Genomic DNA, 12,584 nt, shown 5'->3' with positions numbered 1-12,584 from the left:
TCCTGTGTTCTTCCTGTGCTCCAGGCGTTAGCCTCAGGAGCGTTGAATGCGTTGGCTATGGGCCTCGTAGGCGCGACTGAACTCGCGACCGAACAGGTCCTGGAAGTCGTCTTCGGCTTCCCGGGAAATCTGGCTGTAGAGCTCGGTGAACTGCTGCCAGCAGTGGGCCTGGCGCGAACCGCCGAACAGCTTGGCCAGCCCGGCGGCGGGCGCCAGGCGCTGCTCCAGGCGGGCCGGCTCGAAGCGCTCGAGCAGGTGCTTGATGGCCGCCTCGACACCCGCCATCACCGCCAGCTGGTGGGCGCGCAGGTCGTCGAAACTGTCGCGCACCGCCTGGTCCGGGGCCATGAACGCCTGGTTGCCCTCGCGCAGCAGCAACAGCAGCGCTTCGTCGGCGTTGGGGGCGAACTTCAGCGGGTTATTGCGCACCGGGGCGATGGTGGTCTGCTGCATGCGGAACTCGCCCTTCAGGCTGCTGCGCGCGCGCAGCACGTCGATCAGACCCTCGACCATCAGGCGGTAGCTGCGCCCGACCGCCTCCATCTGCGCGGCGGCATCGGCCGCGTCGATGCGCAGGTGCTCGATGCCCGCGCCACGCAGGAAGGCCTGCAGCAAGGCATCGCCGGCGCCAACCGGGTCGGGCGCAGGTGCCGACACGGCGGTGGGCGCCGGCATAGGCGTGACGACCGGTGCCACCGGCGCTTCCGGCTCTGGCAGGGGCGGCGCGATGACAGGCGCAGGCTGGGGAGCAACGACCGGCGTTTCGTCGAGCAGGTTCCAGTCATCGGGGATCATGCCCGGCGCGGCGGGCATGGCGGCCGGCACTGGCGCAGGCGGCGGCGCCACTGGCGTGGGCGGACGGAAGTCATGCTGCTGGGCGGGGACATGATCCGGCTGGCTGACCGGAGGCACAGTGGATGGGCCAAGAAAGTCGAACAGGTCCGGCAGGGTATCGTGGCTCGACGCCCCCTGCAGGAATGCGGCCGGCGCGCCGACGATGGGCGCGCTCGGGGCGGCCACCTGGTTGGCCATCAGGGCTTCGAAACTGTGGGCTTGCGGCTGCCCGGCGAGCGGAATCGACAGGCCTGCGTCGATGCGCGCCTGGATTTCGTAATCGCCAATTCGAATAACTTCGCCATCCATCAGCGGCTCGCTGTTACCGCGACGCAGGCGAATACCGGCATGCACCAGTTCCACGCCGTTGGTGCTGTTATCGGTCAAGTAATAGCGGCCATCCTTGAACTGGATCACACAATGTTTCGAAGAAACAAGGCGTTCCGGATCGGGAAGTACCCAGTCATTATCCGCCGCACGACCTACGCTGATGGCACCGTTTTCCAGCAACTTCTCCGGGCATTGCCCAGGGGTGATCTTGTGATAACTGGTAATGGTCAGGCAAAGTGCCATCACGCCTCCTTGCATATATATGAAACACTCACACATCCATTTGAGTGGATTCGCGAGCCCGACCCCGCTTTCCGGCTAAACCCTTGTAAATACTGGGCCTCACACCGAAATTCGCTTCCCGGAAAGGTCGTATTAAACCCTATCGGCAAGGCACTTTGATGGCACCTGACCAATGGACACGAATACCTGCCAACTGGTTCACAGTCGCCCTTCGCGGCGCGTAGCTTACCTTGACAGCAATTTGGAAATAAACCATAAATGCGCAACTTAAGAGTGCCAAAGTGATATCACGGTGATATCAACTTCGCATTCTTTGACAAGTTTGTGCGCCATTTCACATTTGCAACTTGGCGCAAACGACGCCCTCACCAAGGGCCGATATGGAGATCGATTTCTGGTGAACTCACCGCAGCTGCTCGCCGCTGTTTCCGCAGACTTTCCGTGCGGCGACGACCTCGAATACGATGCCGATTTCCTGCAACTGGAACGTGATGCCCAGGGCCGCCCCGAGCGTGTGATGGGCGACGCCGTGCAGCCGGCCGAACCGCCGCAGTGGCGCGCCATCGAACAGTCCTGCACAGGCCTGCTGCAACGCAGCAAGGACCTGCGCATCACCCACTTTCTGGTCCAGGCCAACCTGGCCCTGCACGGCCTGCCGGGCCTGGCCGCGAGCCTCGAACTGATCCGCGATCTGCTGGGCGAATACTGGCTGCACCTGCACCCGCAGCTGGACGCCGCCGACGACAACGACCCTACCGTGCGCGTCAACGCCCTGGCCGGACTCACCTGCGACACCAACATCGCCCTGCTGCGCGACGCCGTGCTGGTGCGTTCGCGCACCTTCGGCCCGGTCACCCTGCGTGCCGCCCTGCATGCGGCGGGCGTGCAGCACTTCGCCAGCGAGCAGTTGAGCGCCGAGGAACTGGCCGCCGCCCTGCGCGACGCCGACCCCGAGCAGCTCGCGCAATGTCGCCAGGCCCTGCAGCTGGCCCGCGAAGCCCTGGACACCATCGAGGGCCGGGTCAACGACCAGGTCGGTTCGGCCAGCGGCGTTGACCTGTCCGCCCTGCGCCAGCCGCTGCGCCAGGTCCAGCAGGTGCTGACCGACTACAGCCCGGAAGGCTCGGCGCCGGTCAGCGCGAGCATGGACGAAGTGACGGCGCCTGGCGCCAATGACGACCCGCAGCCCGCCGTCGCCGCGCCACGTGCCGCGGCTGTCGCGGCGCGCCCCGGCGAGGTGAACAGCCGCGATGACGTGCTGCAGAGCCTCGAGCGTGTGCTCCAGTACTACGCCCGCCACGAGCCCTCCAGCCCGCTGCCGGTGCTGCTGCGCCGGGCGAAGAAGCTGGTCGACGCCGACTTCGCGACCATCGTCCGCGACCTGATCCCCGATGGCATGTCGCAATTCGAGAACCTGCGTGGCCCGGAACACGACTGACGTCGTTCCGGCCGCCTAAACACCGACGCCCGCAACAAACAGAGCCGCCGTACCGGCGACCAGGAGGAACAACGTGGCGAAAGACAGCTCCCAGAAATTCATCGCGCGCAACCGTGCGCCGCGAGTGCAGATCGAATACGACGTCGAGCTGTACGGCGCCGAGAAGAAGGTCCAGCTGCCCTTCGTCATGGGCGTGCTCTCGGACCTCGCCGGCAAGCCCGCCGAGCCACTGCCGGCCGTGGCCGACCGCAAGTTCCTGGAGATCGACGTCGACAACTTCGACTCGCGCCTGAAGGCCATGAAGCCCCGCGTGGCGTTCAACGTGCCCAACGAGCTGACCGGTGAAGGCAACCTGAGCCTGGACATCACCTTCGAGAGCATGGACGACTTCAGCCCCGCCGCCGTGGCGCGCAAGGTCGATGCCCTGAACCAGCTGCTCGAGGCCCGCACCCAGCTGGCCAACCTGCTGACCTACATGGACGGCAAGACCGGCGCCGAGGACATCATCCTCAAGGCCATCAAGGACCCGGCCCTGCTCCAGGCCCTGGCCAGCGCGCCGAAACCTGCCGACACCGAGCCGAAGGCCTGAGGAGACCGACCATGAACGATCCGTTGCGCGACAGCCAGGCCCCGCAGGCGGCCACCCAGGACCCGAGCGAGTTCGCCAGTCTCCTGCTGCAGGAATTCAAGCCCAAGACCGAGCGGGCCAAGGAAGCCGTCGAGAGCGCCGTGCGCACCCTCGCGGAGCAGGCCCTGGCGCAGACCAGCCTGGTCTCCAACGATGCCATCGGCTCGATCGAGCAGATCATTGCCGCCATCGACGCCAAGCTCACCGCCCAGGTCAACCAGATCATCCACCACGATGACTTCCAGAAACTGGAAAGCGCCTGGCGCGGCCTGCACTACCTGGTCAACAACACCGAGAGCGACGAGCAGCTGAAGATCCGCGTGCTCAACATCTCGAAGAACGACCTGCACAAGACCCTGAAGAAGTTCAAGGGCACCGCCTGGGACCAGAGCCCGGTGTTCAAGAAGCTCTACGAAGAGGAATACGGCCAGTTCGGTGGCGAGCCCTACGGCTGCCTGGTGGGCGACTACTACTTCGACCAGTCGCCACCCGACGTCGAGCTGCTGGGCGAAGTGTCCAAGGTCTGCGCCTCGATGCACGCGCCGTTCATCTCCGCCGCCTCGCCGACGGTGATGGGCATGGGCTCGTGGCAGGAGCTGTCCAACCCGCGCGACCTGACCAAGATCTTCACCACCCCGGAATACGCCGGCTGGCGCTCGCTGCGTGAATCGGAAGACTCGCGCTACATCGGCCTGACCATGCCGCGCTTCCTGGCGCGCCTGCCCTACGGCGCCAAGACCGACCCGGTGGAGGCCTTCGCCTTCGAGGAAGACACCGACGGCGCCGACAGCAGCAAGTACACCTGGGCCAACGCCGCCTACGCCATGGCGGTGAACATCAACCGTTCGTTCAAGCATTACGGCTGGTGCTCGCGTATCCGCGGCGTGGAATCCGGCGGCGAAGTCGAAGGCCTGCCGGCGCACACCTTCCCCACCGACGACGGTGGCGTGGACATGAAGTGCCCGACCGAGATCGCCATCTCCGACCGCCGCGAGGCGGAGCTGGCGAAGAACGGCTTCATGCCGCTGCTGCACAAGAAAAACACCGACTTCGCCGCCTTCATCGGCGCCCAGTCGCTGCAGAAGCCGGCCGAATACGACGACCCGGACGCCACCGCCAACGCCAACCTGGCCGCGCGCCTGCCGTACCTGTTCGCCACCTGCCGCTTCGCCCATTACCTGAAGTGCATCGTTCGCGACAAGATCGGCTCGTTCAAGGAAAAGGACGAGATGCAGCGCTGGCTGCAGGACTGGATCCTCAACTACGTCGACGGCGACCCGGCGCACTCCACCGAGACCACCAAGGCCCAGCACCCGCTGGCGGCCGCCGAAGTGGTGGTCGAGGAAGTCGAAGGCAACCCGGGTTACTACAACTCGCGCTTCTACCTGCGCCCGCACTACCAGCTCGAAGGGCTGACCGTGTCGCTGCGCCTGGTGTCGAAGCTGCCTTCGGCCAAAGGGGCCTAAGCCTGAACGGGGCCGCTGCGCGCCCCATCGCGGGACAAGCCCGCTCCTACAAAGGCTGCACAAATCCTGTAGGAGCGGGCTTGTCCCGCGATGGGCTGCACAGCAGCCCCAATAGCACCGCCAACCGACTGGAAATTCCGAGGACATCATGGCTGTAGATATTTTCATCAAGATCGGCGACATCAAGGGCGAGTCCCACGACAAGGCCCACAAGGACGAAATCGACGTGCTCAACTGGAGCTGGGGCATGTCCCAGTCCGGCAACATGCACCTGGGCAGCGGTGGCGGCTCGGGCAAGGTCAACATCCAGGACCTGTCGATCACCAAGTACATCGATAAATCCAGCCCCAACCTGATGGCCCACTGCTCCAGCGGCAAGCACATCGACAAGGTCAAGCTGACCGTGCGCAAGGCCGGTGGTGAAAGCCAGGTCGAGTACCTGATCATCAACCTCGAAGAGGTGATCATCAGCTCGCTGAGCACCGGTGGCTCGGGCAGCGACGACCGCCTGACCGAGAACGTGACCCTGAACTTCGCCAAGGTCACCGTCGACTACCAGCCGCAGAAGGCCGACGGCACCAAGGAAGGCGGCCCGATCAAGTACGGCTGGAACATCCGCTCCAACGTCAAGATCTGACCGACCGCGCCCGCGCCGCCCCAGGCGGCGCGGGCGCCCTTCCCCACGCCTCACCCGCCCACGGTGAACATCATGGCCAAGCCTTCCTTCATCAATCTGTGGAATGCCTATCCGAGCGAATCCTCGCCTTGCGATGGAGGCTGGGACAACCAGTGCGCCATCCGCATGAGCATCGCCCTCAATGGTGAACACACGATCAAGGTCAATGCCAGAACCTACAGCGAGCCACGCTGTGCCCATGACCACGCCAGGGGCGCGGAGTCACTGGCGAACTGGCTGTGGAAACAGCATCTCGGCGCGCCTCTGCAACTGAGTGGCAGTGCGAATGACCGTCTGAAACTCAATGAGAAACGCGGCATCATCTTTTTCAAGGACTGCTTCGCCCGTGCAGGGCAGTCATACGAGAACCGCACCGGCGATCACATCGACCTCTGGGATCGAGGTCGGGTAACCGGCTACTTTGCCGACCAGGCCCATCGCTCCAAGGCTGTATGGTTCTGGGAGCTGAAATGAAAAGACTGCGCAAAGTCGTCCCTGGCCTGTTGATCGCGCTTGCCCTGAATGCATGCGCTCAGCAGAGCTCGACTGGCACCCCCCAAGACCTTCAGGTCAATCTTGCGGCCCAGACGCTGTCGTTGGTGAACCACGAAGGTCGCTGCGCATTGCGCAAGGCCGATCAGTCGTTGCTTGAGCTGGACATGCCTTGGCCCTGCCAGCTCAGTCCGGAGCGGCTGACTGGCAAGCCTCGCGTCGAGCATTTCAATGGTTCGCAGATCATCATCGTCAGCCATGTGGAGGCCGACCCGTCGCAACCCGGCCGGTGCAATAGCCAGTATCAGGCCGTACGCCTGGTAGGGGCCAGCCTTGAGCCTTCGATTCTCGCGAAGGGTGGCAGTTGCTCGACAGGCCCTGTAGATCAGAAGGACTTCGTGGGGCTGTTCCAGTGGTAGCCGAGATCGCCACCCGCGACCGCCTGCAGCCCTCGCTGCTGGATCGCCTGACCGACGACGACCCGGGCAATCCGCAGGAAGCCCCCGACAAGCGCGTGCTCAGCCTGCAGCAGCTCAAGGCCTCGGTGCTGCGCGACCTGGCCTGGCTGCTCAATACCACCTCGCTGCTCGACACCGGCGCCACGCTGAATTCCCCGGCCGGCGCCTCGGTGATCAACTACGGCCTGCCGGCCCTGGCCGGCAACAGCGCGTCGAACATCGACCTCAACGCGCTCGAACGCATCATCCACCAGGCCATCGCCACCTACGAGCCGCGTATCCTCGCCCATACCCTGAAGGTGCGCGCCCAGGCCGCGCCCGGCGAGATGAACGCCAACGCCCTGAGCTTCGAGATCGAAGGCGACCTGTGGGCCCAGCCGGCGGCCTTGCCGCTGCTGTTGCAGACCGACGTGGACCTGGAGTCCGGGCACGTGCGCGTGGCCCCCGCCGACCGCCGGAGACGCGCATGAACCCGCGCCTGCTCGAACTGTACAACCAGGAACTGCAGCACATCCGCGAGGGTGCCGCCGAGTTCGCCAAGGAATACCCAAAGATTGCCGGGCGCCTGACGCTGTCCGGGATCGAATGCGCCGACCCCTATGTCGAGCGCCTGCTGGAAGGTTTCGCCTACCTCACTGCGCGCGTGCAGCTCAAGCTCGATGCCGAGTACCCGACCTTCACCCACAACCTGCTGGAAATCGCCTACCCGCACTACCTGGCACCAACCCCGTCGATGACCGTGGTGCAACTGCAGACCGACCCCGACGAGGGCTCGCTGGCCGCCGGTTTTCAACTGCCTCGCAGCAGCGTGCTGCGCGCCAATCTCGGTCGCAACTCACAGACACCGTGCGAATTCCGCAGCACCCAGGACGTCACCCTGTGGCCGCTGCAGGTGGCCCGCGCCGAATACTTCGGCAACCCCGGCGCCGTGCTCGGGCGCCTGGCCGACAGCGAACCGAAGGCCCGCGCCGGGCTGCGCCTGACCTTGCGCAGCGGCGCGGAAATCCCGTTCAACAGCCTGCCGCTGACGCACCTGCCGCTGTACCTCAATGGCGCCGACGAAACCCCATTCCGTCTGTACGAACAACTGCTGGGCAGCGCCTGCGCGGTGTTCGTGCGCCAGCCCGGGGCCGACTGGGTCGAGCGCATCCCGGTCGAACAAGCCTTGCTGCCGTGCGGCTTCGACGACCGCGAAGCGGCGTTGCCGGTGGTGCCCCAGGCGTTCCAGGGCTATCGCCTGTTGCAGGAGTACTTCGCCCTGCCGCAGCGTTTCCTGTTCGTCGATTTCGCCGGGCTGGAGCGCGCGGTCAAACGTTGCGATGGCCAGGAACTGGAGCTGCTGGTGCTGTTCGAGCGCTTCGACGCCGCGCTGGAAAGCAGCGTGGGCAGCGCGCAGTTCGTGCCGTTCTGCACCCCGGCGATCAACCTGTTCCCGCGCCGGGTCGACCGCATCCACCTGACCGACCGGGTCCACGAGCACCATGTGATCGCCGACCGCACCCGGCCTACCGACTTCGAGATCCACTCGCTGCAGCAGGTCAGCGGCCACGGCACCGGGCCGGACCAGGCGTTCCTGCCGTTCTACGCCGTGCGCGACCCGTCGCGCTACGGCCGTGACCAGGCCTACTACATCGTCCGCCGCGAGCCACGGGTGCTGTCCAGCGAGCAGCGACGCAACGGCACGCGCTCCAGCTACATGGGCAGCGAGACCTTCGTCAGCCTGGTCGACGGACACCAGGCGCCGTACCGCCACGACCTGCGCCAGCTGGGCATCAGCGCGTTGTGCAGCAACCGCGACCTGCCGCTGTTCATGAACGTCGGCGACGGGCGCAGCGACTTCAGCCTGGCCGACAGCGCGCCGGTGTCCGCGGTGCGCTGCCTGGCCGGCCCCAGCCGACCGAAGGCCAGCCATGCCCACGACAACCGGGCCTGGCGCCTGATCAGCCAACTGTCGCTGAACTACCTGTCCCTGGCCGAACAGGGCCAGGGCGCCGCCGCCCTGCGCGAACTGCTGCGCCTGTACGGCGACCAGCAGGACAGTGCCCTGCAACTGCAGATCGACGGCCTGCGCGAAGTCAGCTGCAAGCCCTGCACCCGGCGCCTGCCGATGCCCGGCCCGATCGTCTTCGGCCGTGGCCTGGAGATTACCCTGACGTTCGACGAAAACGCCTTCCGCGGCACCGGCGTGTTCCTCCTGGGCGCGGTGTTCGAGCGTTTCCTGACCCGCTACGTGTCGATCAACAGCTTCACCGAAACCGTGCTGCGCACCAGCGAACGTGGCGAGATCATGCGCTGGAAAGCCAAGCCCGGGCGCAGGCCGACCCTGTGAACACGCTACAGGCCATGCAGGCAGAGCCCTGGGAGTACGACTTCTTCCAGGCGTTGCGCCGCCTCGAGGCGGAAAACCCCGAGCTGCCGCGCTTCGGCCATTCGCTGCGCCTGGCCGATGAGCCGGTGCGCCTGGGCCAGCGCCTGGATTGCAGCTTCGCCCCGGCAACGCTGGCCTCGGTCACGGCCAACGACGATCAGCCGGCGCGCCTGGAGCAGTTCTTCTTCGGCCTCGGCGGCCCCAACGGCCCACTGCCGCTGCACCTGACCGAGTACATGCGCGAACGCCAGCGCAACCACGCCGACCCGACCAGCAAGCGCTTCCTCGACATCTTCCACCACCGCCTGCTGAGCCTGTTCTACCGTGCCTGGGCCGAGGCCCGGCCGACCGTCAGCCACGACCGCCCTGGCGACGACTACTGGGCCGCGCGCCTGGCCGCCCTCAGTGGCCGCGGCCAGCCGGAACTGCAAGGCCAGGGGCCGCTGGCCGACACCGCCAAGCTGCACTGGTCCGGCCACCTGGCGGCGCAGACCCGCTACCCGGACGGCCTGTGCAGCATCCTGTCGAGCTATTTCGGCGTGCCGGTGCAGCTCGAGGAATACGTCGGCCAGTGGCTGGAGCTGCCCGAGCGCAGCCAACTGGGCGCGCGCGCCAACCGCCTCGGAGTGGACCTGTGCCTGGGCCGTTACGTCTGGGACCGCCAGCACAAGTTCCGCTTGTGCCTGGGCCCGCTGACCCTCGACCAGTACCACGCCCTGCTCCCCGGCGGGCAGGCGTTTATCGAGTTGGCGGCCTGGGTCGCCGAGTACCTGGGCCAGGAACTGGACTGGGACCTCAACCTCATCCTCGCGCAGGGCCAGGTGCCCGCGCTGCAACTCAATGCCGGTCAGCGCCTGGGGTTCGACACCTGGCTCGGCCGCCCCTCGCACGATGCACGCGACCTGAAGCTGGCCCGGTACTACGCCGACCAGCCAGTCGCCGCGCCCCACACAAGGAGTCAGGACCATGGGTGAAATCAGCCGCGCCGCGCTGTTCGGCAAACTCAACAGCGTCGCTTACAAGGCCATCGAGGCCGCCACGGTGTTCTGCAAGCTGCGGGGCAACCCCTATGTCGAGCTGGCGCACTGGCTGCACCAGCTGTTGCAACTGCAGGACAGCGACCTGCACCGCATCATCCGCCAGTTCAACGTCGAGCCGGCGCGCCTGGCCCGCGACCTGACCGACGCCCTGGACCGCCTGCCACGGGGCTCGACCTCGATCACCGACCTGTCCTCCCAGGTGGAAGAAGCCGTCGAGCGCGGCTGGGTCTACGGCAGCCTGATGTTCGGCGAAAGCCAGGTGCGTACCGGCTACCTGCTGATCGGCATCCTCAAGACCCCAAGCCTGCGCAACGCGCTGCTGGGGCTGTCCAGCGAGTTCGCCAAGCTGAAGATCGAAGCCCTGAGCGAGCGCTTCGACGAATACGTCGGCGACTCGCCGGAAAACAACCTGGCCGCCAGCGACGGCTTCAGCGCCGCCGCGCCGGGCGAGGCCAGTGGCGCCGTGGCCCCGGCGGCGATGGGCAAGCAGGAAGCGCTCAAGCGCTTCACCGTCGACCTCACCGAGCAGGCCCGCAGCGGCAAGCTCGACCCCATCGTCGGCCGTGACGAGGAGATCCGCCAGCTGGTCGACATCCTCATGCGCCGCCGCCAGAACAACCCGATCCTCACCGGCGAGGCCGGCGTCGGCAAGACCGCCGTGGTCGAAGGCTTCGCCCTGCGCATCGTCGCCGGCGACGTGCCGCCGGCACTGAAGGACGTCGAACTGCGCAGCCTGGACGTCGGCCTGCTGCAGGCCGGCGCCAGCATGAAGGGCGAGTTCGAACAGCGCCTGCGCCAGGTGATCGAGGACGTGCAGGCCTCGCCCAAGCCGATCATCCTGTTCATCGACGAAGCCCACACCCTGGTCGGCGCCGGCGGCGCGGCCGGCACCGGTGACGCCGCCAACCTGCTCAAGCCGGCCCTGGCCCGTGGCAGCCTGCGCACCGTGGCTGCGACCACCTGGGCCGAGTACAAGAAGCACATCGAAAAAGACCCGGCCCTGACCCGCCGCTTCCAGGTGGTCCAGGTGGACGAGCCGAGCGAGGCCAAGGCGCTGCTGATGATGCGCGGCGTGGCCTCGACCATGGAGAAGCACCACCAGGTGCAGATCCTCGACGAAGCGCTGGAAGCCGCCGTGAAGCTGTCGCACCGCTACATCCCGGCGCGCCAGCTGCCGGACAAGTCGGTAAGCCTGCTCGACACCGCCTGCGCCCGCGTCGCCATCAGTCTGCACGCGGTGCCGGCCGAGGTGGACGACAGCCGTCGGCGCATCGAGGCGCTGGAGGTGGAACTGCAGATCATTGCCCGTGAGGCCGCCATCGGCGTCAGCACCGAGCAGCGCCAGGCCCAGGCCGACAGCCTGCTGGCCGAGGAGCGCGAGCGTCTGACTGCCCTTGAGAGCCGCTGGACCGAAGAGAAAGCCCTGGTCGATGAACTGCTGGCCACCCGCGCGCAACTGCGCGAGCAGGTCGGCGTGGTCGACCGGGAAGTGGACGCACAGGGCAGCCACGAACTGCGTGAAGCACTCATCGACCTGCAACGGCGCCTGAGCCAGCTGCAGGGCGAAAGCCCGCTGATCCTGCCGACCGTGGACTACCAGGCGGTGGCCTCGGTGGTCGCCGACTGGACCGGCATCCCGGTGGGCCGCATGGCGCGCAACGAGATAGAGACCGTGCTCAACCTCGACAGCCACCTGGCCAAGCGCATCATCGGCCAGGACCACGCGCTGAAGATGATCGCCAAGCGCATCCAGACCTCCCGCGCCGGCCTGGACAACCCGAACAAACCCATCGGCGTGTTCATGCTCGCCGGCACTTCCGGCGTGGGCAAGACCGAAACCGCGCTGGCCCTGGCCGAAGCGATGTACGGCGGTGAGCAGAACCTGATCACCATCAACATGAGCGAGTTCCAGGAAGCCCACACCGTCTCCACCCTCAAGGGCGCGCCACCCGGCTACGTCGGTTACGGCGAGGGCGGTGTGCTGACCGAAGCGGTGCGCCGTCGCCCGTACAGTGTGGTGCTGCTGGACGAGGTGGAAAAAGCCCACCCCGACGTGCACGAGATCTTCTTCCAGGTGTTCGACAAGGGCGTGATGGAAGACGGCGAAGGCCGCCAGATCGATTTTCGCAACACCCTGATCCTGCTCACCACCAACGCCGGCACCGAGCTGATCGCCAACATCTGCAAGGACCCGCAGGCCCTGCCCGATCCGGAGGCCGTGGCCACCTCGCTGCGCAAGCCGCTGCTGGAGATCTTCCCGCCGGCGCTGCTCGGCCGCCTGGTGACCATCCCCTACTACCCGCTCAGCGACGCGATGCTCAAGGCCATCACCCGCCTGCAGCTGGAGCGCATCCGCAAGCGCGTGGAAGGCACCCACAAGGTCGGCTTCGCCTACGACGAAGGCGTGGTCGAGCTGATCGTCTCGCGCTGCACCGAGACCGAAAGCGGGGGCCGCATGATCGACGCCATCCTCACCAACGGCCTGCTGCCGGACATGAGCCGCGAGTTCCTGACCCGCCTGCTCGAGGGCAAGCCGCTGGCCAGCGTCAGCATCAGCCGCCGCGACAACGACCTGCACTATGACTTCGGCGCCGCCGACTGACAGGACCGA

The 12,584-nt window shown here is 66.4% G+C and carries 11 protein-coding genes; 10 read left to right on the top strand and 1 reads right to left on the bottom strand.

Annotation, left to right across the window (positions count from 1 at the left end; all coding sequences use genetic code 11):
- Positions 1-33: 33 nt before the first annotated feature.
- Positions 34-1,407, bottom strand: a complete 1,374-nt coding sequence (gene tagH, locus LU671_RS02485) for a type VI secretion system-associated FHA domain protein TagH (protein ID WP_232854851.1) — start codon at positions 1,405-1,407, stop codon at positions 34-36.
- Positions 1,408-1,804: 397 nt separating this feature from the next.
- Between tagH and tssA the strand changes: the two genes are divergently transcribed.
- From tssA to tssH, 10 genes are all read left to right on the top strand, one after another.
- Complete coding sequence (gene tssA, locus LU671_RS02480; protein ID WP_232854850.1) at positions 1,805-2,845, top strand: type VI secretion system protein TssA; 1,041 nt, start codon at positions 1,805-1,807, stop codon at positions 2,843-2,845.
- 73 nt (positions 2,846-2,918) lie between these two features.
- The gene (gene tssB, locus LU671_RS02475; RefSeq protein WP_023632506.1) at positions 2,919-3,434 is read left to right on the top strand and encodes a type VI secretion system contractile sheath small subunit; all 516 of its coding nucleotides are present in this window, start codon (positions 2,919-2,921) and stop codon (positions 3,432-3,434) included.
- Positions 3,435-3,445: 11 nt separating this feature from the next.
- On the top strand, positions 3,446-4,939 hold the full coding sequence (tssC, locus tag LU671_RS02470) for a type VI secretion system contractile sheath large subunit (RefSeq protein WP_046857484.1): 1,494 nt from the start codon (positions 3,446-3,448) through the stop codon (positions 4,937-4,939).
- A 148-nt stretch (positions 4,940-5,087) separates the two neighbouring features.
- The gene (locus tag LU671_RS02465) at positions 5,088-5,576 is read left to right on the top strand and encodes an Hcp family type VI secretion system effector (protein ID WP_023632508.1); all 489 of its coding nucleotides are present in this window, start codon (positions 5,088-5,090) and stop codon (positions 5,574-5,576) included.
- A gap of 72 nt (positions 5,577-5,648) precedes the next feature.
- Positions 5,649-6,089, top strand: coding sequence for a type VI secretion system amidase effector protein Tae4 (locus LU671_RS02460; RefSeq protein ID WP_232854849.1), 441 nt, complete (start codon positions 5,649-5,651; stop codon positions 6,087-6,089).
- A complete protein-coding gene (locus LU671_RS02455; RefSeq protein WP_203648718.1) occupies positions 6,086-6,526 on the top strand; it encodes a hypothetical protein in 441 nt (146 codons plus the stop codon). Before LU671_RS02460 ends, LU671_RS02455 begins: the two co-directional genes overlap by 4 nt.
- Entirely contained in the window at positions 6,520-7,035 is a 516-nt protein-coding gene (tssE, locus tag LU671_RS02450) for a type VI secretion system baseplate subunit TssE (protein ID WP_038707176.1), read from the top strand. Before LU671_RS02455 ends, tssE begins: the two co-directional genes overlap by 7 nt.
- Entirely contained in the window at positions 7,032-8,894 is a 1,863-nt protein-coding gene (gene tssF, locus LU671_RS02445; protein WP_232854848.1) for a type VI secretion system baseplate subunit TssF, read from the top strand. The genes tssE and tssF overlap by 4 nt, the downstream gene beginning before the upstream one ends.
- On the top strand, positions 8,858-9,907 hold the full coding sequence (tssG, locus tag LU671_RS02440; RefSeq protein ID WP_232854951.1) for a type VI secretion system baseplate subunit TssG: 1,050 nt from the start codon (positions 8,858-8,860) through the stop codon (positions 9,905-9,907). Before tssF ends, tssG begins: the two co-directional genes overlap by 37 nt.
- Positions 9,900-12,575 carry a type VI secretion system ATPase TssH gene (gene tssH / locus LU671_RS02435; protein ID WP_232854847.1) on the top strand — a complete coding sequence of 892 codons (2,676 nt, stop codon included), beginning with the start codon at positions 9,900-9,902 and terminating at the stop codon, positions 12,573-12,575. Before tssG ends, tssH begins: the two co-directional genes overlap by 8 nt.
- Positions 12,576-12,584 lie beyond the last annotated feature (9 nt).

It is taken from the genome of Pseudomonas sp. NMI760_13, assembly GCF_021283245.1.
Lineage (GTDB): Bacteria > Pseudomonadota > Gammaproteobacteria > Pseudomonadales > Pseudomonadaceae > Aquipseudomonas > Aquipseudomonas peradeniyensis.
Note: the sequence above shows the minus strand (reverse complement) of the source record. Positions and strands in the feature narration are given on the sequence as shown.